Origin of the sequence: Pseudomonas sp. SWRI99 (assembly GCF_014270125.1) — a bacterium.
Lineage (GTDB): Bacteria > Pseudomonadota > Gammaproteobacteria > Pseudomonadales > Pseudomonadaceae > Aquipseudomonas > Aquipseudomonas hamedanensis.
Map to the genome: position 1 here is coordinate 43,956 of NZ_JABWQR010000001.1, position 24,226 is coordinate 68,181.

11 protein-coding genes are annotated in these 24,226 nt (G+C 60.1%); 6 read left to right on the plus strand and 5 right to left on the minus strand.

Annotation, left to right across the window (positions count from 1 at the left end):
- Window positions 1-572: 572 nt before the first annotated feature.
- Window positions 573-3,512, minus strand: coding sequence for a bifunctional [glutamate--ammonia ligase]-adenylyl-L-tyrosine phosphorylase/[glutamate--ammonia-ligase] adenylyltransferase (gene glnE, locus HU743_RS00200; protein WP_186646016.1), 2,940 nt, complete (start codon window positions 3,510-3,512; stop codon window positions 573-575).
- Window positions 3,513-3,896: 384 nt separating this feature from the next.
- Between glnE and aceE the strand changes: the two genes are divergently transcribed.
- From aceE to msrA, 5 genes are all read left to right on the plus strand, one after another.
- Window positions 3,897-6,542 (plus strand): pyruvate dehydrogenase (acetyl-transferring), homodimeric type, encoded by a 2,646-nt coding sequence (gene aceE / locus HU743_RS00205; protein ID WP_186549437.1) that lies wholly within the window; start codon window positions 3,897-3,899, stop codon window positions 6,540-6,542.
- Window positions 6,543-6,553: 11 nt separating this feature from the next.
- Window positions 6,554-8,506, plus strand: coding sequence for a dihydrolipoyllysine-residue acetyltransferase (gene aceF, locus HU743_RS00210; RefSeq protein WP_186646019.1), 1,953 nt, complete (start codon window positions 6,554-6,556; stop codon window positions 8,504-8,506).
- Window positions 8,507-8,781: 275 nt separating this feature from the next.
- On the plus strand, window positions 8,782-10,179 hold the full coding sequence (locus tag HU743_RS00215; RefSeq protein ID WP_186646021.1) for an alkaline phosphatase D family protein: 1,398 nt from the start codon (window positions 8,782-8,784) through the stop codon (window positions 10,177-10,179).
- 253 nt (window positions 10,180-10,432) lie between these two features.
- Window positions 10,433-13,129 (plus strand): GGDEF and EAL domain-containing protein, encoded by a 2,697-nt coding sequence (locus HU743_RS00220; protein WP_186549440.1) that lies wholly within the window; start codon window positions 10,433-10,435, stop codon window positions 13,127-13,129.
- 156 nt (window positions 13,130-13,285) lie between these two features.
- Window positions 13,286-13,936 (plus strand): peptide-methionine (S)-S-oxide reductase MsrA, encoded by a 651-nt coding sequence (msrA, locus tag HU743_RS00225; RefSeq protein WP_186646023.1) that lies wholly within the window; start codon window positions 13,286-13,288, stop codon window positions 13,934-13,936.
- A 142-nt stretch (window positions 13,937-14,078) separates the two neighbouring features.
- Here the strand turns inward: msrA and rlmJ are convergent, their stop codons facing one another.
- The 4 genes from rlmJ to putP all read right to left on the minus strand — a co-directional run bounded on the left by rlmJ (window position 14,079) and on the right by putP (window position 19,678).
- A complete protein-coding gene (rlmJ, locus tag HU743_RS00230) occupies window positions 14,079-14,915 on the minus strand; it encodes a 23S rRNA (adenine(2030)-N(6))-methyltransferase RlmJ (RefSeq protein ID WP_186646024.1) in 837 nt (278 codons plus the stop codon).
- A gap of 207 nt (window positions 14,916-15,122) precedes the next feature.
- Complete coding sequence (locus HU743_RS00235) at window positions 15,123-15,836, minus strand: DUF4123 domain-containing protein (protein WP_186646026.1); 714 nt, start codon at window positions 15,834-15,836, stop codon at window positions 15,123-15,125.
- Entirely contained in the window at window positions 15,826-17,841 is a 2,016-nt protein-coding gene (tssI, locus tag HU743_RS00240) for a type VI secretion system tip protein TssI/VgrG (RefSeq protein WP_186646028.1), read from the minus strand. Before tssI ends, HU743_RS00235 begins: the two co-directional genes overlap by 11 nt.
- A 352-nt stretch (window positions 17,842-18,193) precedes the next feature.
- Window positions 18,194-19,678, minus strand: a complete 1,485-nt coding sequence (putP, locus tag HU743_RS00245) for a sodium/proline symporter PutP (RefSeq protein WP_186549444.1) — start codon at window positions 19,676-19,678, stop codon at window positions 18,194-18,196.
- A gap of 457 nt (window positions 19,679-20,135) precedes the next feature.
- On the opposite strand from putP, the gene putA reads away from it, so the two are divergent.
- Complete coding sequence (putA, locus tag HU743_RS00250; RefSeq protein WP_186646037.1) at window positions 20,136-24,089, plus strand: trifunctional transcriptional regulator/proline dehydrogenase/L-glutamate gamma-semialdehyde dehydrogenase; 3,954 nt, start codon at window positions 20,136-20,138, stop codon at window positions 24,087-24,089.
- The last annotated feature ends 137 nt before the right edge of the window (window positions 24,090-24,226 follow it).

The window sequence follows — 24,226 nt, forward strand, 5'->3', positions numbered from 1 at the left end:
CTCCCACAGGGTTTTGCATTCACTTCCACATCTGCGACTCAGCGCAGATCCACTGCGGGATCGGGCTTGCTCGCGAAAGGGCTGGCACATCCAACATCGATTCGCCTGGCACTCCGTCTTCGCGAGCAGGCTCACTCCTACAGGGTTTTGCATTCACTCACATATCTGCCATTCAGCGCAGATCCACTGTGGGAGCGGGCTTGCTCGCGAAGAGGCCATCACATCCAGCATCAGTGTCGTCTGACACTCCGTCTTCGCGAGCAGGCTCACTCCTACAGGGTTTTGCATTCACTCACATATCTGCCATCCAGCGCAGTTCCACTGTGGGAGCGGGCTTGCTCGCGAAAGGGCTGGCACATCCAACATCGATGTCGCCTGACACTCCGTCTTCGCGAGCAGCTCACTCCTACAGGGTTTTGCATTCATTCGCACATCTGCCATTCAGCGCAGATCCACTGTGGGAGCGGGCTTGCTCGCGAAAGAGCTAGCACATCCAGCGTCAGTGTCGCCTGACACTCCGCCTTCGCGGGCAAGCCCGCCCCCACAGGGTGTTGGCTGCTGCATAAACCGTTTCAGCCTAGCCCCATCTCCCGCCAGATTCGCATGACCTGGCGGCGCTCTTCGGCAAACTGGTCGCCCGGGATCACCCCGGCATCCTTCTGCAATGCCTGCCGGTGGGCGGCTGAGCGGTAGGCTTTGTAGGCCTCGCGCAACAAGCTGGCATCTTCGGCGGGCATCAGCCCTTGGTGTTCCAGCTCTTCGAGAATGCGGATGTTATCGGTCCAGCGTAGCAATGGCGGATGACTTTGCGACCACGCCAGAGCCGCGTATTGCACCATAAATTCAATATCGACGATACCTCCGGCGTCCTGCTTGAGGTCGAAGGGCGCGGTGGCCTCGAAGGCATTTGCCGCGGTCCCGGCCGCGGTGCTCCGGGTGCCAAGGTTATCGCGCATCTTCGCGCGCATTTCGCTGACTTCCTGTTGCAACGTCGCCAGATCACGCGCTTTGCCCAATACCTGCGCTCGGACTTTCTCGAAGGCCTGGCCGACATCGGCGCTGCCAACCAGCACCCGTGCGCGCACGAGGGCCTGATGCTCCCACGTCCACGCTTCATTTTCCTGGTAGCGGGCAAACGCGCCGAGGGAACTCACCAGCAACCCCGCCGCACCGGAGGGCCGCAAGCGCATGTCCACTTCGTAGAGCTGGCCGGAGTTGGTCTGTGCCGTCAGCAAATGAATGATCCGCTGGCCCAGTCGGGTGAAGAACTGCGCACCATCGATCGACTTCGGCCCGTCGGTTTCTGCCTGCGGATCGCCATCGTGAATGAACACCAGATCCAGATCCGAACCGTGCCCCAGCTCCAGCCCGCCGACCTTGCCATAACCGACGATGATGAAGCCGGGATCGCACAGCGTACCGTCAGTGCGCAACGGCGTGCCGTACTTGGCCACGGTCTGGCGCCAGGCCAGCGCCAGCACTTGCTCAAGGATGGCCTCGGCCAGCCAGGTCAGGTAATCGCTGACCTTCATCAGCGGCAGGCTGCCGGCAATTTCCGAGGCGGCGACGCGTAAGCGGTGTGCCAGTTTGAAATGGCGCAGGGCTTCCATCTGCTGTTCAAGGTCGTCTTCAGGGATCCGTGTCAATCGCTCGCGCAGTTCTGCCGCAAGCTCCGGCGCCAACGGCGGCTTGAACAGGCGGCCTTCGTTGAGCAATTCGTCAAGCAGCAACGGGAAGCGGGTGATCTGCTCGGCGATCCACGGACTCGCCGCGCACAGCGTCAGCAAGCGGCGCAGCGCACCGGGATTTTCTGTCAGCAACACGAGATAGGCCGAACGCCGCGCCACCGCTTCCACTAACGGCAACACGCGCTCAAGCACCAGATCCGGATTGGCATGCTCCACCGCTTGCGCGATCAGGCGCGGGATGAAAGCGTCGAGCCGCTCGCGCCCCAGACGCTGCATCGCTCGCAATTGCGGACTGCCGCGCAAACCGGCCAGTGCCTTCAGGGCTTTGCTCGCATCGGCAAAACCACCCTCCCGCAACTGACGGCACGCGGCCTCTTCGTCCTGCGCCTCCTCCCACAGCGGCAGCCATTCGCCGCCCACCACCACTTCGCTTGCGGCGCCTTCGTCCTCATCGGGATCAGCAATCACCTGGGCGAAATGCCAGGCGACACGACCGCGCCAATACATGAGCTTTTCATGAAAAGCCTCCCAGTCGGCGAAGCCAAGCATGAAAGCAATCCGCGCCTGATCCTGCGCGCCCTCCGGCAGCATCTGGGTCTGACGGTCGGCGATGGCCTGGATGGCGTGTTCGGTGTAACGCAGGAACTCATACCCCTCGCGCAATTCACTGACCACCGCCGGCGGCAAATAGCCCTGCCCTTCCAGCGTACTCAGCACCTTTAATAGAGGGCGCTGTTGCAGGCTCAGATCGCGACCACCGTGAATCAACTGGAACGCCTGGGCGATGAACTCGACTTCACGAATGCCACCGGAGCCCAGCTTGATATTGTCGGCCATGCCTTTGCGCCGCACTTCCTGCTGGATCAATTGCTTCATGGTGCGCAGCGCTTCGATCGCCGAGAAGTCCAGATAGCGCCGATAAACGAACGGCCGCAGCATTTCCAGCAACTGTGCACCGGCCACCTGATCGCCGGCGACCACACGCGCCTTGATCATCGCATAGCGCTCCCAGTCGCGACCCTGATCCTGGTAATACTGCTCCAGCGCATTGAAGCTGAGCACCAGCGCACCGGACGAGCCGTACGGACGCAGGCGCATGTCGACACGGAAGACGAAGCCGTCGACGGTCATCGGGTCCAGCGCTTTGATCAGGCGTTGACCGAGGCGGATGAAGAACTCCTGATTATCCAGCGAACGTTTCACGCCGACGGTTTCGCCGCCCTCGGGGTAGGCGAAGACCAGGTCGATGTCCGAGGACAGATTCAACTCGACCGCGCCCAGCTTGCCCATGCCGAGGATCACCATGGGCTGGGGCAGACCGCTGCGGCGGCCGGTCGGCGTACCGAATTGTTCGCAATGGCGGCTGTACAGCCACTGATAGGCTTGATCAATGCAGGCGTCGGCCATGTCCGAGAGATCGCGGCAGGTCTGCACCAGATCGGCCTGACGCGTCAGGTCGCGCCAGATGATCCGCACCTGATGCCGGGCGCGCTGACGACGCAAGGCACGGCCGAGTTCATCCTCGCTTTGCGCGGCGTTCACCGCGGCGGCAATCTGAGCACACAGCTCACCCGGCGCGAAGGCCCGGTCGAGTTCGCCGGACTGCACCAGCGAGAGCAACATCAAAGGGTCACGAACGCTCTGTTCAATGACAAACTCGCTGGCGGCGGTGACGCGGGCGAACTGCGCCCAGCGCTCCGGCGTCCAGCTCGACAGGCCATGATCGTCCTCCAGTGAGGCGACAGCCGTACGGAACGACTGCTCGGATCGGCTGACCAACGGCAAGAGGATGGCGGGCAGTTCGGCAAGCACGGGCAGGGTCATGGTCTATCCTTGATCGGCGTGTAAATGGCCGCTTGTAGTGAATGATGAAAACCCGCTACGCGAAGGACTGTCGAACAAAAGTTAGAAATAGCTGAAATTTCTTCTTCTTTAGCATTCAGCATCAAACTTTCACCCTATTCGGATGGAAATCGACCCACCTTAACGATTATTCTCACAACGCATTCGGAGGCCACAAGCCTTTCATCTGTAGTTTTACTACTCGTCTATACATTCGAAAGGCTGAAATGCCGGAAGATTTGTAGTAAAACTACACGCCGCCGGAACAACCTGTCGGCAATCCAAGAATTTTAAATCGTCTGCCCACAAGGCCAGTCGCAAACTCAGGCAACCGATTCTGGAAGCCTTTCCGCCCTGGAGCAAGCCATGCAAGACCTCGATCCCGTCGAAACCCAGGAATGGCTGGACGCCCTGGAATCGGTTCTCGACAAAGAAGGCGAAGACCGTGCTCACTATCTGATGACCCGTATGGGTGAACTGGCGACCCGCAGCGGTTCGCAGCTCCCTTACGCCATCACCACGCCTTACCGCAACACGATCCCCGTGACCCACGAAGCACGCATGCCTGGCGACCTGTTCATGGAACGCCGCATTCGCTCGCTGGTACGCTGGAACGCGATGGCCATGGTAATGCGCACAAACCTGCGAGATTCGGACCTGGGCGGTCACATCTCCAGCTTCGCTTCCAGTGCGACCCTGTATGACATCGGCTTCAACTACTTCTTCCAGGCCCCGACCGACGAACACGGCGGCGACCTGATCTACTTCCAGGGCCACACCTCGCCAGGCGTTTACGCCCGTGCATTCATGGAAGGCCGCATCACTGAAGACCAGATGAACAACTTCCGCCAGGAAGTCGACGGTCAGGGCCTGTCGTCCTACCCGCACCCTTGGCTGATGCCTGATTTCTGGCAGTTCCCGACCGTATCGATGGGTCTGGGTCCGATCCAGGCGATCTACCAGGCGCGCTTCATGAAGTACCTGGAACACCGCGGTTTCATCCAGCCGGGCAAACAGAAAGTCTGGTGCTTCCTGGGCGATGGCGAGTGCGACGAGCCGGAATCCCTGGGCGCGATCTCCCTGGCCGGCCGCGAGAAGCTGGACAACCTGATTTTCGTCATCAACTGCAACCTGCAGCGCCTCGACGGCCCGGTTCGCGGCAACGGCAAGATCATCCAGGAACTCGAAGGCGTGTTCCGCGGTGCACAGTGGAACGTGACCAAAGTCATCTGGGGCCGTTTCTGGGACCCACTGCTGGCCAAAGACGTCGACGGTATCCTGCAACGCCGCATGGACGAAGTCATCGACGGCGAGTACCAGAACTACAAAGCCAAAGACGGCGCGTTCGTGCGTGAGCACTTCTTCAACACGCCTGAACTCAAGGCGATGGTTGCAGACTTGTCCGACGATGAGATCTGGAAACTCAACCGTGGCGGCCACGACCCGTACAAGGTCTACGCGGCGTACCACGAAGCGGTCAACCACAAAGAACAACCGACCGTCATCCTCGCCAAGACCATCAAGGGTTATGGCACCGGTGCCGGCGAAGCGAAAAACACTGCGCACAACACCAAGAAGGTTGACGTCGAGAGCCTGAAGCTGTTCCGCGACCGCTTCGACATTCCGGTCAAGGATGAAGAACTGGAGAACCTGCCGTTCTTCAAGCCGGAGCCGAACAGCGCCGAAGGCCGCTACCTCGCCGAGCGTCGTGCTGCACTGGGTGGTTTCGTGCCACAGCGCCGCGCGCAGAGCTTCAGCGTACCGACGCCGGATCTGGACACCCTCAAAGCCATCCTCGATGGCTCGGGCGACCGCGAAATTTCCACCACCATGGCCTTCGTGCGGATCCTCGCGCAACTGGTCAAGGACAAGGAAATCGGCCCGCGCATCGTTCCGATCATCCCGGACGAAGCCCGTACCTTCGGTATGGAAGGCATGTTCCGCCAGCTGGGCATCTACTCCTCCGTCGGCCAGCTCTACGAGCCAGTCGATAAAGACCAGGTGATGTTCTACAAGGAAGACCAGAAAGGTCAGATCCTTGAAGAAGGCATCAACGAAGCAGGCGCCATGAGTTCGTTCATCGCTGCCGGTACTTCGTACTCCAGCCACAACCAGCCGATGCTGCCGTTCTACATCTTCTACTCGATGTTCGGCTTCCAGCGGATCGGCGATCTGGCCTGGGCCGCTGGCGACAGCCGTACCCGTGGCTTCCTGATCGGCGGCACCGCAGGCAGAACCACCCTGAACGGTGAAGGCCTGCAGCACGAAGACGGTCACAGCCACCTGCTGGCCGCGACCATCCCGAACTGCCGCACCTACGATCCGACCTACGGCTACGAGCTGGCGGTGATCATTCAGGACGGCATGAAGAAGATGACCGAAGAGCAACAGGACATCTTCTACTACATCACCGTGATGAACGAGTCGTACCAGCAGCCAGCCATGCCGGCCGGTGCCGAAGAAGGCATCAAGAAAGGCATGTATCTGCTCGAAGAAGACACTCGCGATGCGGCGCACCACGTTCAGTTGATGGGCTCCGGCACCATCCTGCGCGAAGTGCGTGAAGCGGCGAAGATCCTGCGTGAAGAGTTCAACGTCGGCGCTGACGTCTGGAGCGTTACCAGCTTCAACGAACTGCGTCGCGACGGCCTGGCCGTAGAGCGCAGCAACCGTCTCAAGCCTGGCCAGAAGCCTAAGCTGAGCTACGTCGAAGAGTGCCTGAACGGCCGTAAAGGCCCGGTCATCGCCTCTACCGACTACATGAAACTGTTCGCCGAGCAGATCCGTCAGTGGGTTCCGTCCAAGGAATTCAAAGTCTTGGGCACCGACGGTTTCGGCCGCAGCGACAGCCGCAAGAAACTGCGTCATTTCTTCGAAGTCGACCGTCATTTCGTGGTGTTGGCAGCCCTGGAAGCACTGGCTGACCGTGGTGATATCGAACCTAAAGTCGTGGCCGAGGCCATCGTCAAGTTCGGCATCGACCCGGAAAAACGCAACCCACTGGACTGCTGAGGAGACATTTTGTGAGCGAACTCATTCGCGTACCTGACATCGGCAGCGGTGAAGGTGAAGTAATTGAATTGTTTGTGAAGGTCGGCGACCGTATCGAAGCCGATCAGAGCATCCTGACCCTGGAATCGGACAAGGCCAGCATGGAAGTGCCAGCCCCGAAGGCCGGCGTCATCAAGAGCCTGAAAGTGAAGCTGGGCGACCGCCTGAAAGAAGGCGACGAACTGCTGGAGCTGGAAGTCGAGGGCGCTGCTGAAGCCGCCCCGGCCCCCGCTGCTGCGCCAGCCGCCAAAACTGAAGAAAAACCGGCTGCCGCACCTGCAACCGCCGCACCCGCCGCTGCTCCTGCTGCCGCTTCGGTACAGCAAGTGCACGTGCCGGACATCGGTTCGTCGGGCAAAGCGCAAATCATCGAGATCCAGGTCAAGGTCGGCGATACCGTCGAGGCTGATCAATCGCTGATCACTCTGGAATCCGACAAGGCGAGCATGGAAATCCCCTCGCCTGCCGCTGGCGTGGTCAAGGCCATCAGCGTCAAGCTCAACGACGAAGTCGGCACCGGCGACCTGATTCTGGATCTGGTAGTGGCAGGTGCTGCGGCCCCTGCTGCTGCCGCTCCGGCTCAGGCTGCCGCGCCTGCTGCTGCCGCTGCGCCAGCCCCGGCGGCGGCTCCGGCCGCGCCGGCCGCTGACACTGTTCAGGACATTCATGTCCCGGACATCGGTTCGGCAGGCAAGGCGAAGATCATCGAAGTGCTGGTCAAGGCCGGCGATACCGTCGAAGCCGACCAGTCGCTGATCACCCTGGAATCCGACAAGGCGAGCATGGAAATTCCATCGCCTGCCGCCGGCGTGGTCGAAAGCGTTTCGATCAAGCTGGATGACGAAGTGGGCACCGGCGATCTGATTCTGAAGCTGAAAGTCAAAGGCGCGGCACCTGCTGCTGCCCCGACTCCAGCGGCTGCGCCAAGCGCTCCGGCCCCTGCCGCTGCTGCTCCGGCTGCACCGGCTGCCCCCGCCGCTCCAGCCGCTGCACCGGCCAAGCCAGGCGCGAAAGTTCACGCCGGCCCCGCCGTGCGTCAACTGGCCCGTGAGTTCGGCGTCGAGCTGAGCGCCGTCGGCGCCAGCGGTCCGCACGGTCGCATCCTGAAAGAAGACGTGCAGGTTTACGTCAAGACAATGATGCAGAAGGCCAAGGAAGCACCGGCCGCTGCTGGCGCTACCGGTGGCGCGGGCATCCCGCCGATCCCGGTCGTCGACTTCAGCCGTTTCGGCGAAATCGAAGAAGTGCCGATGACCCGCCTGATGCAGGTCGGCGCCGCCAACCTGCACCGCAGCTGGCTGAACGTGCCACACGTGACGCAATTCGACTCGGCAGACATCACCGAGCTGGAAGCCTTCCGTGTCGCGCAAAAAGCCGTGGCGGAGAAGGCTGGCGTCAAACTGACCATCCTGCCGCTGCTGCTCAAGACCTGCGCGCATTTGCTCAAGGAACTGCCGGACTTCAACAGTTCGCTGGCACCAAGCGGCAAGGCGATCATCCGCAAGAAATACGTGAACATCGGCTTCGCCGTCGACACCCCGGATGGCCTGCTCGTACCGGTCATCAAGAACGTCGACCAGAAGAGTCTGCTGCAACTGGCGGCCGAAGCAGCTTCGCTGGCTGAAAAAGCTCGCACCAAGAAGCTGTCCTCGGACGAGATGCAAGGCGCCTGTTTCACCATTTCCAGCCTCGGTCACATTGGCGGCACCGGCTTCACGCCGATCGTCAACGCGCCGGAAGTGGCGATCCTCGGTGTTTCCAAGGCCACCATCCAGCCTGTCTGGGATGGCAAAGCCTTCCAGCCGAAGCTGATGCTGCCACTGTCGCTGTCCTACGATCACCGCGTGATCAATGGTGCTGCAGCTGCACGCTTCACCCAGCGTCTGGGCAGCCTGTTGGGCGACATCCGCACGATCCTGCTGTAACTCAAACGGCCCTCCAGCCATGGAGGGCCGTTTGCTGCACCCTTTCGAGCGCCACACGCTCGTACCTCAACCCCGTCAGTTTGGCGGGGCTTTTTTTTGCCTGAAGAAAACCACCGCGCATATTTCCCACAAGTTGCGCTGACATCGGCCACAAGCTGCGTCAACTTCACGCCAATATTTTTATTCGCCACACAACTAACCTTAAAACAGCAACGCCAACTAACAGCGCCGCGCAAAATATAACTTTATTCAGCCTTCATTCGAACGGACTCGACATGTTAAAACCAACCATTGGCCCGATCATCGGCCACGTTACAACTAACCACGCGCGAATATTTATTCGCGGTAATTCACAACACAACGCACTAGTATTTGCCGCCCTGCGTTATCGCACATACGGAACAACACAGTGGGCAAAGCCTATTTTCGTGCAGCTCAGTGAACAGCGTGATATGTCCGATGTTTTCGCGCTCAACAACTTGAGTAGCGATACCGAATACGAATACCAGACAGGCTGGTTCAGCCCGATGAGTCCGGTACATACCAAGGACAGCGTCGCAGAGTTGCCCCTGCAATGGCCACGGGAAACCTACCGCCTGCGCACACGTTCCACTAAGCCCGTGCAATCCAGAGCTTACATAGTCGGATCGTGCCGCTATTTGCGCATGACCGCCGGCATCGCCTCGCTGCCGCAACTGGGCGACCGTATATTCGCTTCGATCAACCAATTGATTGAAGGCGCACAACCGCCGATCAGCGCAACATTGATGACCGGCGATCAAATTTATGTCGACGACTTGAACGTGATTGCCCCGGACCGGGAATACAAAGACATACTTGCAAAATACCGGGCAGCCTTTTCACAACCCAACATCCAACGCCTGATGTCCGGCACATCGACTTACATGATCCTCGACGATCATGAAATCGAAGACAACTGGCCGGCCAACGCAAGCAAGTCCGACAGCGACTTGTATCGCAATGCCATGGCCGCCTACGAGTTGTATCAGGCCAGCCACAGCCCGGCCCATGAACTAACTTCTACTGGCCAGATAAACCATGCCAAACTTGATCATTACTGGTATCAGTTCAGCGACGGTGATATCGAATGGTTTGTCACCGACAGCCGCACGCGGCGTAACTTGTCGGCCGATGACCGACGCATTCTGGATGAAGCGCAGGAACTGGCGCTGCTCAAATGGCTGATAAACAGCCCTGCGCGCGTCAAGTTTGTGGTAACCAGCGTGATGTTCTATCCGGATCGCGAACTCCACGGCGACGACGCCTGGAAGAGCTTTCCCGAGCAACGTCTGCGCTTGCTGGAAACCATCCGTACCCAGCGGATCAAAAACGTCGTGTTCGTCTCCGGCGATGTTCACGGCTCGCTCACCAGTCGCCTGACTCACAGCAACGACCCGGATTTCGAAGTTCACACCGTCGTCTCTTCACCGCTGTGCAACAGCAAGCTGCTGCCCTATGCCAAGGCCTCCACTTTTATCCTCGATCAGCCACTGGCGCGCACGGCTGCCGGTGATTATCGGCACGAGTTGACCAGTGCCGTGGTCAGCCAGGACAACTTTGCGCACATGGTCGTCGACGCTGACCGGATTGTGGTGAATTACCATGATCGCGATGGCAAACCGCTGCAATCGATCACGCTGAAACTGCGCTGAAACCCAAAAAATCGCAGCCTTCGGCAGCTTCTACATAGGTATGCGTTCCCTGTCGGGGCTGCCGAAGGCTGCGATCATTTGATCTTTTCTGACACCCGCTGGAGAAATGTTTGTTGCAGCCGACATATTCTTATAGCACTTGGCCTTCATCTCTCTTGTCAGTCAGTGCCGCAATGATGCAACCTTGCCGCAGGCAACAGTAAAGAGGGCGAGAGCCCGGCGCGTTCAGCATATTTCCAAGCGAGTTTCCTTGATGAAAAGCCAACCCGATGCCGCCAGCCGTATGGCGGCCGAGGTAGTGACGCAGTTGCCTGTGCCCTCGCGGCTCGGCATGCTGCGTTTCGAGCGCTTGAATGAAGCAAGCTGGGCGATGCTGTTCCTCGATCCCAACTGCGAACGCCAGTTCGGTCAGCCGGCCGTGGAATTGTGCGCACTGGTCGGTTCGCCCTACGCCAGCCTCATGGAGCCCGAAGCGCGCTATCAACTGCACGACGCCATCCAGCAGCAATTGACTACCAGCCCGCACTATCTGGTGCGCTACACGCTGCACACCGTGGCCGGGGCCTTGAGCATCCTGGAACTCGGCGAAGCGTACCGACAACACAACCGGCACTTGCTGCGCGGCTATTTGCTGGCGGTCGATGACGTATACGACGACGCGCCGACCTTGCCATCGGTCGACCTGGAAACCCAGAATTCGCGCCTGCAGATCGCGCTGGAGCTGAACCAGCGCGCCCAACAGGAACAACTGCAACATCTGGAACGCGTGCGCGCCCAGCAAGACTTGATTCTACTACTCGCCCGGCAGCGCTACAGCACTCACAATTCGCTGCAAGAAGCCGCCGAACTGATCACCCGCTGCGCCTGCGATATCTATGAGATCGACTCCGCCAGCCTGTGGAATCTCGAAGGCCAGCACTTGCTGCCGATCTCGGCCTACCATCGGGCGACCCAGGAATACATCCTGCCAGACGCCATCGACATCAGCGGCTTCCCTGACTACATGGAAGCGCTGCACAGTAGCCGCGCCATCGATGCCCACAACGCCTTGCATGACCCGCGCACCCGCGAGATGGCTGAGGCAATGCGCTCGCGTGACGTCAATGCCATGCTCGATGCGAGCATCCGTGTCGACGGTCAGGTTGTCGGCGTGCTGTGCCTGGAGCAGACCGGTGTGACCCGCGCCTGGCAGTCCGACGAAATTGCCTTTGCCGGTGAACTGGCCGACCAGTTCGCGCAAGTGATCAACAACCACAACCGCCGCACTGCCACCAGTGCCCTGCACTTGTTCCAGCGCGCAGTCGAGCAAAGTGCCAACGCCTTTTTGCTGGTCAATTGCGACGGCGTGGTCGAATACGTCAACCCGAGCTTCACCGCGATTACCCAATACACCACCGAAGAAGTTCACGGCCAGCGCCTGTCCGAGCTGCCAGCCCTGGAAAACCTCAGCGAACTGCTGTTCGACGCGCCCTCGGCGCTGGCCCAGAGCAACAGTTGGCAGGGCGAATTCAAAAGCCGACGCAAGAATCTCGAACCGTACTGGGGCCAACTGTCGATCTCCAAGGTCTACGGTGACAACCGCGAACTGACGCATTACATCGGCATCTACGAAGACATCACCCAGACCAAACTGGCGCAACAGCGAATCGAGCGCCTGGCCTACACCGACAACCTGACCAACCTCGGTAACCGCCCTGCGTTTATCCGCAACCTGGACGAGCGTTTCGCCCGTGACAGCGACACGCCGATCAGCCTGTTGCTGGTGGACATCGACAACTTCAAGCGGATCAACGACAGCCTTGGCCACCAGACCGGCGACAAGCTGTTGATCAGCCTGGCCCGACGTCTGCGCAACAGCCTCAGTCCGAGCGGCAGCCTTGCCCGCTTCGCCAGTAACGAGTTCGCCGTGCTGCTTGACAATACCGGCCTTGAGGCCGGCCAACAGATCGCCAGCCAGTTGCTGATGACCCTCGACAAGCCGATGTTCGTCGACAATCAGTTGATCAGTGTCACCGGCTCCGTGGGCCTGGCCTGCGCACCCCTGCACGGGCGCGATCCGCAAACCCTGATGCGCAACGCCGGTCTGGCACTGCACAAGGCCAAGGCCAACGGCAAGCATCAGGTGCAGGTATTCACCGAAGCATTGAACGCCGAGGCCAGTTACAAACTGTTCGTCGAGAACAACCTGCGCCGCGCCCTGACGCAGAACGAACTGGACGTGTTCTATCAGCCCAAGCTTTGCCTGCGCAGTGGGCGCCTGCTGGGCATGGAGGCGCTGCTGCGCTGGAATCACCCGGAGCGTGGCATGATCCGCCCGGACCAGTTCATCAGCGTTGCTGAAGAGACCGGTCTGATCATTCCGATCGGCAAGTGGATCGCGCGTCAGGCCTGCCGCATGAGCAAAGCCCTGACCGCCGCCGGCCTGGGCAACCTGCAAGTGGCGATCAACCTGTCGCCAAAACAGTTCTCCGACCCTGACCTGGTCGCCTCCATCGCCAACATCCTCAAGGAAGAAGCGCTGCCGGCAAAACTGCTGGAACTGGAGCTGACCGAAGGCCTGCTGCTGGAAGCCACCGAAGACACGCACTTGCAGCTCGACCAGCTCAAGCGTCTGGGCCTGACCCTGGCCATGGACGACTTCGGTACCGGTTACTCGTCGCTGAGCTATCTGAAAAAATTCCCCATCGACATCATCAAGATCGATCGCAGCTTCATCCACGAAATCCCCGACAACCAGGACGACATGGAAATCACCTCCGCCGTGATCGCCATGGCCCACAACCTCAAACTCAAGGTCGTGGCCGAAGGCATCGAGACCGCCGAGCAACTGGCCTTTCTGCGCCGGCATCGTTGCGACGTCGGCCAGGGCTACCTCTTCGACCGACCGATTCCCGGCGCCGAACTGATCCAGGCGCTCAAGCGCTATCCGCGCGGGCCGCTCTGCCTCTGAAACACCTCAAACGCCTATTTGGATGAACGCCTCTGTGGGAGCGGGCTTGCTCCCACAAGGGTTATATCCATATTTTTTGAGTAGTGATTAGTGCGGCATCATTCGGCACACTGGCGGTCTGACTTTTTACCCCCAACCTGACTGAGAGGAACGCTCATGGTTCTGCGCTCGGAAATCCTGGTGAACAAAAACGTGCTGCCAACCAAAGAACAAGCCCTGCCTGGTCGCGAAACCGCGATGACTCTGCCGGAAAAACATTTCGTCTTCGAAGACACCCCACTGCTCGGCCCGTTTTTTCAGGACGTCGACTTTGCAATCTTCGGTCTTGGCTGCTTCTGGGGTGCGGAACGGCGTTTCTGGCAGCGCGAAGGCGTGGTCAGCACGGTCGTCGGTTACGCCGGCGGCTTCACACCGAACCCGACCTACGAAGAAGTCTGCTCGGGCCTGACCGGCCACGCCGAAGTGGTACTGGTGGTGTATGACAAGGCCAAGGTCAGTTACGAAGAGCTGCTGGCAATGTTCTGGGAACTGCACAACCCGACCCAGGGCATGCGCCAGGGCAACGACATCGGCACGCAGTACCGCTCGGTAATCTACGCGACCAGCCCGGAGCAACTGGACGCCGCGCTGAAGAGCAAAGACGTGTATCAGGCTGAGCTGTTGAAGGCCGGCCTGGGTGAAATCAGCACCGAGATCGATCAGGCACCGACCGTGTACTTTGCCGAGGCCTATCACCAACAGTATCTGGCGAAGAATCCTGAAGGGTACTGCGGGATTGGCGGTACCGGTGTGTGCATGCCGAATTAAGAAGCAGCTAGCTGCTAGCTGCAAGCTGCAAGCTTCAAGCTTCAAGCGCTGTGTTCGCTTCAGCTTGTAGCTTGTAGCTTGTAGCTTGTAGCTTGTAGCTTGTAGCTTGTAGCTTGTAGCTTGTAGCTTGTAGCTTGCAGCTTCACTCTGCGATTAGCCAATCCATCTGCCAGCCGCCCTGAGTCTGCCCCAGCTTCTTCGACAGCCACGGCAGCAGCTCACGCAATTCTTCCTCCAGCCCCCACGGCGGATTGGCAATCGCCAGTCCCGAACCGTTCAGGCTGTTGGGCGTGTCCAGCGGATGCACCAGCAATTCCACACGCAGCAATTTCGGTGCGCCAGTGCCAGCCAGGTCCTGATAGAAACGCCGCAACGCACGTTGATCCTTGACCGGATACCAGATCGCCGCCACGGTTTGACGCATGCGACCGATGGCTTCTTTCATCGACGCCGCACAACGCTGCATCTCGTCGAGCTGTTCAAACGGTGGATCAATCAGCATCACCGCGCGCTTTTCCTGCACCGGCAACATCGCCCGCGCCACATGCCAGCCTTCGCCCAGATGAACTTTCACCCGACGGTCGCCGGCCATGTTGTCTTTGAGCAGCACGCCGTCTTCCGGGTGCTTCTCGTTGAGCATCACCCGATCCTGCGGCCGGGTCAGACGCCGCGCCAGCTCCGGGGAACCCGGGTAATAGCGCAACTGGCCATCCGGGTTCATGTCATGCAGCACCTTCATGTAGTCGGCGGTCAGCGCCGGCAGGTCCGGCTGATCCCATAACCGCGCGATGCCTTCCAGGTATTCGCCCGTGCGATTGGCCTGATCGCCCTGCAAGTCATACAGGCCAATGCCCGCGTGGCTGTCGAGATAAGCAAACGGCTGCTCCTTGCGCGACATCAGGGCGATGAGGCGGGTCAAGGTCAGGTGTTTGAACACATCGGCGTGATTGCCGGCATGGAAGGCGTGACGATAATTCATGGCTGCTCCTGCGAGGGCCGCAAAGTTTACCTTTTACCGGGCGGCAAGTCAGGGGTTGGCGGCTGAGCGGACAAAAGCCCCCCTGGACCGCCCCCTGCAAACCCTGTCGCGGTGGCAACGAAAAGATATCCCTGCAACCCATCGCTCACCCGTTTATGAAAACCGCCGCGGTTTGAAGGAATCGTCCGTGGCCTTCGCCCGGAAATCTCAGGATGACTCTGCCAGCAAAAAGTCCAACAGCGCTGACGATGAAGATTCTTCCGACGCTGCAATCTGAAGGAACCGTCTGATCTTGCAGCGCAGCACCGGCTTGGGTAACGCCTCAAACAGCGCCGGATGCTCCTCGCCCAACCACTGCAGCACATTGCCGATCTGTGCGTTGTCCGCCGTCGCAGCCAGAACCGTTTCGGGGACCCGCCACCAGGGAAATGTCCGCGTCGAGACCAGCGCCCTGCCCCCGACTTCAACGGCCTGAGCATTGATCAGTCCGCGCGCGATTACCGGCAACAATTGCGCCGGATCGACCGCGTCGGAGTGCAGGATGGGCAGCAAAAACCGGCCGTCCCAAAAGCGAAAAAACACCGCCTTCCCGTTTGGCATCAGCACCTGCGTCAGGCTGCGAAAGTGTTCGACTACCGCTTCAAGCCCCGCCGAAGACACCGCCAGCCAACCCCAGTCACGGGACTCGGTCGTCTCAACCCAATCGAGAAATTCACTGTCAGCGGTGACCATTCCCACATAGGGCATCACTGCCTCCCACTCGGCGTAAATCGTATCAGCCCAGACCGGGCTCGCCGCGCCTCGCCAGGCTTGAAATGCGCCGGCCTCGCTGGCGTTGCTGAAAATCACGAACAGCTGCTCGGATGCCTTCAACGGCTCACGCGCCAGCCATGCCGAGGGTAGTAGTCGCTCAGGCTGCACAAACACCGTCCTTGCAGCGCTCGCACTCTTCACAAAATGGCGCATCGCCCTTGAAACTCATGATTTGCGCAGCGGTGAGAACCGCCGCAGGCGCCGCCGCCAGTTTGTCCGGAAGGCCAGGCACCACTGGCGCCGCGCCCATTGCCGCCATTGGCGCACCACCCACCTGAATCGGCACGCTGCTGAAAATTCCGCCGGGGCCGATATTGATCCACTGCCCACCGGCCTGAATCGTCGCGCTCGCGCCACCGTCGATCACCACTTGCTGACCAGCGCTGATATGGATCTGCGCCGAGGCACTGGTGGCCTGGCTGTTCACCCGAACCTGCTGGTCGCCGAGCACAGACAAATGGTCATCCTGCCTGACTTCGGTCTGGCGCTGGCCGTGGGTGATGCGTTGCTCATCGGCCTTGAGTTCATGCCGGGCGAGCCCCGTGACAACGATGCTGCGCTGGTTATCGACCTGCACCTGCTGATCGTTCAGCACATGCTGAGTCCAGTTGCGCTGGGCGCGCAGGTAGATTTCCTCGGCACCTTTTTTGTCTTCGATGCGCAGCTCGTTGTAGCCGCCTCCGCCGGGGCTGCTCTGGCTGCGCAAGACGCTGCGGGTCTTGTCTGCCGGCAGGTCCAGTGGCACCGGCGTCGCGGCGTTGGGCAGGCAACCCATCACCAGTGGCTTGTCGGCATCGCCATCGATAAAGCCGACCAGTACCTCCATGCCCACCCGCGGAATCAGCACACTGCCGTAGTGATCGTGCGCCCAGCCGCTGGCGACGCGCAGCCAGCAACTGGAGTGTTCGTTCAGTTCTCCGTCGCGGTCCCAGGCCAATTGCACTTTGACCCGACCGTACTCATCACAATGGATTTCCAGGCCTTTCGGGCCGGTGACCACGGCGGGCTGGTAGCCCGATATACGCGGTTTTTCGGGTGCCAATGCCGGTCGGAAGAACACGTCCCACGGCGTGGCCACAAAGGTATTGCGGTAACCCTGAAAGGACTCGCCATCGCTGGTCACCGATTCCTCCAGCACCTGCGGCTGGCGGCCTCGATGCTCAATGGACGTGAGTAACCACAGGTCATTCCAATCGCTGCGCGGATGTTCGGTGAGTTGCAGGAAATGCCCGCAGACCAATGAGGACTCATCGCTGCTGCCTTCGGCCTGCCGATAATCGGCGACGTGCCGTTCCAGTGCACGCCGCGCCCGGTGCTTGCCGGTTTCGCGATCGTTGAATTGGCCGGGAAAGTGGTAGTCCTCCAGCACCGGACGCTGCTCGCCATCGCTGCGACTTTCCAAAGACAGGCGCGGCTTTTCGAAGTTGTAGTCGCGCCGGGTGACGACACTGGTGCGCGTTTCCACCCGCACGTTGAAACGCTGGATTGCCGGGGCACCAACCGACATGCCGCTGCCCGGCAGATACAGGGTCGACTCGGGCAGTTTCGGGAATACGGTCTGGTCGTCGCCAAACACCAGTAGATGACTTTCAGGACTGTGTTGAAAGTGGTAATGAATGCCGACTTCGGCACACAGGCGCTGAATGAAAGCCAGATCGCTTTCTGCGTATTGCACGCAGTACTCGCGCTGCGGGTATTCGCTGCCAAGGCGAAATTCGAAGGCATCGCGCAGAATCGAATGGTCCTTGAGGATTTGCGTGACAATTTGCGGCACGCTCTGATGCTGGAAAATTCGCTGGTTGATGCGATGCCCCAAATAGGTCAGACGCGGGACGAGGCTCAGGTGGTAGCGTGTCAGACGCTTCCCGGAATCACCCTGCCCGACCTGATAAATCTGACCGTGGATACCACTGCCCCGAGCATCAAGACTGAGAAACGCCTGACCGTGCAGCAGGCTTTCGAGGTCCAGATCCGGCCGCTCGCTGACCAGTTCCAGCTCGAAGCGAAAAGGTTGGCTGATGGCTTCCTTGCCCGTGAACTCAAGGACTCTGAGGTCATGCTGAGCGCCTTCTAGGGTCAACGTGAAACGCGGTTGATTGGCAGGCGCGAACATCCGATGTCTCTCTGCAGAATGAGGGCGGGCGATTCTGCATCAGGGGCAAGGGGTCTTGGATGGGTGACGGGAAATTCAGATTCGCCCTACATCTCCCGCTGAAAGCGCTTCGGAACGCGCAGCCTTCGACTACAGACAAACACCTCGAACTCTCCACCACCCCTGTGGGAGCGAGCCTGCTCGCGATAGCGGCATGTCAGTCGACACATTCGTTGAATGAACGATCGCATTCGCGAGCAGGCTCGCTCCCACATTGGATCTCCACATTTTTCCGGGAAAATCACAGGCAATAAAAAACGGCCCGCCTCCGGTAGGAGACGGGCCGTTTTCCTGTGAGCCGAAGCTCAGTGCATCATTTGTTCAGCTTGAAATCTTTTTCCGCCGCTTCGAAGCGCTCCACCATGCCTCGGCTCGGCTCGCCCATCTTGCTGACGATGTAGATAGCCAGGCTGGCGAAGATGAAGCCCGGGATGATTTCGTACAGACCCAACAGTTCGAAATGCTTCCAGACCACCACGGTGATCGCGCCGACCAGGATACCGGCCAGTGCGCCGTCGCGGGTCATCTCTTTCCAGACCACCGAGATCAGGACAACCGGACCGAATGCGGCACCGAAACCGGCCCAGGCGTAGGACACCAGGCCCAGTACGCGGTTGTCCGGGTTGGCGGCCAGTGCGATAGCGATCAGTGCCACCAGCAGCACCATGGCGCGACCGACCCAGACCAGCTCCAGTTGCGAAGCGGATTTACGCAGGAAGGTCTTGTAGAAGTCTTCGGTCAGGGCACTCGAGCACACCAGCAACTGGCAGCTCAGGGTACTCATCACGGCCGCCAGGATGGCCGACAGCAGCACACCGGCAACCCATGGGTTGAAGAGAATCTTGGCCAGTTCGATGAACACACGCTCAGGGTTTTCGGTAACGGGACCGGCGACTTCCGGGTGCGCCGAGAAGTACGCGATACCGAAGAAGCCCACGGCCACGGTGCCGCCCAGGCACAGAATCATCCAGGTCATGGAGATGCGACGGGCATTGGCAATCGATTTCACCGAATCCGCTGCCATGAAACGCGCGAGGATGTGCGGCTGACCGAAGTAGCCCAGGCCCCAGCCCATCAGCGAAATGATGCCGATGAACGTGGTGCCTTTGAGCATATCGAAGTTGCTTGGATCCTGAGCTTCGATGGCCAGGAACGTGGTGTCGACGCCGCCAGTGGCCAGCAGGACGATGATCGGCGTCAGAATCAGCGCGAAAATCATCAGCGTGGCTTGTACAGTGTCAGTCCAGCTCACCGCCAGGAAACCACCGATAAAGGTGTAGGCAATCGTCGCCGCAGCACCGGCCCACAGCGCGGTCTCGTAAGACATGCCGAAGGTGCTTTCGAACAGACGGGCACCGGCGACGATGCCGGATGCGCAATAGATGGTGAAGAACACCAGAATCACCACCGCCGAGATAATCCGCAGCAAGCCGCTTTTATCTTCGAAACGGCTGGAGAAGTAGTCCGGCAGGGTCAGGGCATCGCCGTTATGCTCGGTCTGCACACGCAGACGGCCGGCAACGAACAGCCAGTTCAGGTAGGCACCGACGATCAGACCGATAGCGATCCAGCTTTCGGAGAGACCGGACATGTAGATGGCACCCGGCAGGCCCATCAACAACCAGCCGCTCATGTCGGAGGCACCGGCCGACAGCGCAGTAACCACGCTGCCCAGGCTGCGACCGCCCAGAATATAGTCAGAAAGGTTGTTGGTGGAACGATAGGCCATCAAGCCGATCAGCACCATTGCTGCGATGTAGATCACGAACGTGATCAGGGTTGGATTGCTTACGCTCATTGAGTTACGCCCTGGCTTTGTTTTTATGTAGCGGCGGTGGTGAACCGCTCGCAAACGACGACGTTTGGCAGACGATCCGGGATCCCGCGCATTCAAGACTGATGTTTCCCCAGGAAAGCCATCAGCCGGTGCTCGGGTTATTCCCGGTTGCACCTAGGGCGCGAATGCTATGCAACAAATCAAATAAGGTGCAACCAGTTTCGTGAGAATAAGTTGCACCTAGTCGGTTTTATCGACAAACACCCCGTTTTTGCTCCCTTTTATGGCAGTCATGGCCCTTTGCTAGAAGCAAAAGCACCAAACCGGAGCAGTACGCGGGTACGAGAAATCAATTCCTGACGAGTTGCCTGTTATTCCGGCAAAAAAAGGGTTGCACCCGGTTGCACCTCAATCGACGCAGGGCTAATCTTGCCGCCAGCTGATGCCACGCAACTGTGGCAACCATGAGGATAAAAATATGGCTACCACCACCCTTGGGGTCAAACTCGATGACCCGACCCGCGAGCGCCTGAAGGCCGCCGCAACCTCGATTGATCGCACGCCGCACTGGCTGATCAAGCAGGCAATTTTCAATTACCTGGAAAAACTCGAGGGTGGTGCAACCCTGACCGAGCTGAACGGTTTGACCGCCAAGGACGTCGACGACGCCGGCGAAGTGCACACTGATCACGCTCACCAATGCTTCCTCGAATTCGCCGAGAGCATTCTGCCGCAATCGGTTCTGCGTGCATCGATCACCGCCGCTTACCGTCGTCCTGAACCGGAAGTGGTGCCGATGCTGATCGAGCAGGCACGCCTGCCGGCAGCGATGGCCGAAGCCACCAACAAACTGGCCGCGACCATCGCCGAAAAACTGCGTAACCAGAAAAGTGCCGGCGGCCGTGCGGGCATTGTTCAGGGCCTGCTGCAGGAGTTTTCCCTGTCGTCCCAGGAAGGCGTGGCATTGATGTGCCTGGCCGAAGCGCTGCTGCGGATTCCCGACAAGGGCACCCGCGATGCGCTGATTCGCGACAAGATCAGCACCGGCAACTGGCATCCGCACCTGGGCAACAGCCCGTCGCTGTTCGTCAACGCGGCGACCTGGGGCCTGCTGCTGACCGGCAAGCTTGTCTCCACGCACAACGAAGCCGGCCTGACGTCGTCGCTGAGCCGCATCATCGGCAAGAGCGGCGAGCCGATGATCCGCAAGGGCGTCGACATGGCCATGCGGCTGATGGGCGAGCAGTTCGTCACCGGCGAAACCATCGCCGAAGCCCTGGCCAACGCGAGCAAGTTCGAAGCCAAGGGCTTCCGTTATTCCTACGACATGCTCGGTGAAGCCGCACTCACCGAAGTCGACGCGCAAAAATACCTGGCCTCGTACGAACAAGCGATCCACTCGATCGGCAAAGCCTCTCACGGCCGTGGGATTTATGAAGGCCCGGGCATCTCCATCAAACTCTCGGCCCTGCACCCACGCTACAGCCGCGCGCAGTACGAGCGGGTGATGGACGAGTTGTACCCGCGCCTGTTGTCGCTGACCTTGCTGGCCAAGCAATACGACATCGGCCTGAACATCGACGCCGAAGAAGCCGACCGCCTCGAACTGTCGCTGGATCTGCTTGAGCGCCTGTGCTTCGAGCCACAGCTGACCGGCTGGAACGGCATCGGCTTCGTCATTCAGGCCTACCAGAAGCGTTGCCCGTACGTGATCGACTACGTGATCGATCTGGCCCGTCGTAGCCGCCATCGCCTGATGATCCGTCTGGTCAAGGGGGCCTACTGGGACAGCGAAATCAAGCGCGCCCAGGTCGAAGGCCTGGAAGGCTATCCGGTCTACACCCGCAAGGTGTACACCGACGTTTCCTATATCGCCTGCGCTCGCAAACTGCTGTCGGTGCCGGAAGTCATTTATCCGCAGTTCGCTACGCACAACGCCCACACCCTGTCGGCCATTTACCACATTGCCGGTCAGAACTATTACCCCGGCCAGTACGAATTCCAGTGCCTGCACGGTATGGGCGAACCGCTCTACGAGCAGGTTGTAGGCAAAGTTTCCGAAGGCAAGCTGAACCGTCCGTGCCGCGTGTACGCACCGGTCGGCACCCACGAAACCCTGCTGGCCTATCTGGTTCGTCGCCTGCTGGAAAACGGCGCCAACACCTCGTTCGTCAATCGCATCGCCGACCAGTCGATTTCGATTCAGGAACTGGTCGCCGATCCGGTGGCGCAGATCGAGCAGATGGCGACCGTGGAAGGTGGGTTCGGCCTGCCGCACCCGCGCATCCCGCTGCCGCGTGACCTGTACGGTGCCGAGCGCGCCAACTCCAGCGGCATCGACATGGCCAACGAACATCGCTTGGCCTCGCTGTCCTGCGCCTTACTGGCAACCGCGCACAACGACTGGAAAGCCGCACCGATGCTTGGTTGCGCGTCCAGCAACGAAGCGCCTGCGGCCGTGCTGAACCCGGCGGATCACCGCGATGTGGTCGGTCACGTTCAGGAAGCCACCGTCGAAGACGTCGACAACGCCATTCAATGCGCACTGAATGCCGCACCGATCTGGCAGGCCACTCCGCCAGCCGAACGTGCCGCCATTCTGGAACGTGCCGCGGACTTGATGGAAGGCGAGATCCAGCCGCTGATGGGCCTGTTGGCTCGCGAAGCCGGCAAGACTTTCGCCAACGCCATCGCCGAAGTGCGCGAAGCGGTCGACTTCCTGCGTTATTACGCCGTGCAGGCCCGCAACGATTTCAGCAACGACGCCCACCGCCCACTGGGTCCGGTGGTCTGCATCAGCCCGTGGAACTTCCCGCTGGCAATCTTCAGTGGTCAGGTCGCCGCCGCACTGGCCGCCGGTAACCCGGTCCTGGCCAAACCGGCCGAACAGACTCCGCTGGTGGCCGCTCAAGCCGTGCGCTTGCTGCTCGAAGCCGGGATTCCTGAAGGCGTGCTGCAACTGCTGCCGGGTCGCGGTGAAACCGTCGGCGCCGGTCTGGTCGGTGATGAACGCGTCAAAGGCGTGATGTTCACCGGTTCCACCGAAGTCGCGCGTCTGCTGCAACGCAACATCGCTGGCCGTCTCGACAGCCAGGGCCGGCCGATTCCGCTGATCGCCGAAACCGGCGGCCAGAACGCGATGATCGTCGACTCCTCGGCACTCACCGAACAGGTGGTGATCGACGTGGTGTCCTCGGCCTTCGACAGTGCCGGCCAGCGCTGCTCGGCGCTGCGTGTGCTGTGCCTGCAGGAAGATTCCGCCGATCGCGTCATCGAAATGCTCAAGGGTGCCATGGCTGAAAGCCGTCTCGGCAACCCCGAGCGCCTGTCGGTGGACATCGGCCCGGTGATCGACGCCGAAGCCAAGGCTGGCATCGACAAACACATTCAGGGCATGCGCGACAAAGGTCGCAACGTGTATCAGGTGGCGATTGCCGACAGCGAAGAGGTCAAGCGCGGCACCTTCGTCATGCCGACGCTGATCGAGCTGGAAAGCTTCGACGAGCTGCAACGCGAGATCTTCGGGCCGGTCCTGCACGTGGTGCGTTACAAGCGTAAAGAGATCGACCAATTGATCGCTCAGATCAACGCGTCCGGTTATGGCCTGACTCTGGGCGTGCACACGCGCATCGACGAGACCATCGCCAAGGTCATCGACAACGTCAACGCCGGTAACGTCTACGTCAACCGCAACATCGTCGGAGCCGTGGTCGGCGTGCAGCCGTTCGGCGGCGAAGGCCTGTCGGGGACCGGCCCGAAAGCCGGCGGCCCGCTGTATCTGTACCGCTTGCTGTCAACGCGTCCGACCGACGCAATCGAACAATCCTTCGCTCGCGGCGATGCTGCCGTAGCGCCGGACGTTCGTCTGCGCGAAGCCATGCGCCAACTGCTGAACGCCTTGAAAGCCTGGGCCGACAACAACCAGTTCGCCGAGTTGAGCAGCCTGTGCGTACAGTACGCGGCGCAATCGCAGAGCGGCATCACCCGCGTGCTGGCCGGCCCGACCGGTGAGAAAAACAGCTACGCGATCCTGCCGCGCGAGCACGTGCTGTGTCTGGCAGAAGTCGAAGGCGATCTGCTGACACAACTCGCAGCGGTTTTGGCCGTCGGTGGCTCGGCAGTCTGGCCGGAATCCGAACTGACCAAAACCTTGCTGGCACGTCTGCCGAAGGAAGTTCAGGCACGGATCAAGCGGGTTGCTGACTGGAACAAGGACGAGGTGGTCTTCGATGCCGTTCTGCATCATGGCCATTCCGACCAGTTGCGTGCCGTTTGCCAGCAGATCGCCCAGCGTGGCGGCGCAATCGTTGGGGTCCAGGGCTTGTCCCAGGGCGAGACCAACATTGCACTGGAGCGTCTGGTGATCGAGCGTGCGCTGAGCGTTAACACGGCTGCGGCGGGCGGTAATGCCAGCCTGATGACGATCGGATAAAAGCAGCTACAAGCTTCGAGCGACAAGCTGCAAGTAAAAGCAAACTGCTCTTACTCGCAGCTTGAAGCTTGTGGCTTGTGCCGCCCCATCACCCTTATCTATCTTCCTTCCCCATTTTTATGGGCCTACCTAGACTG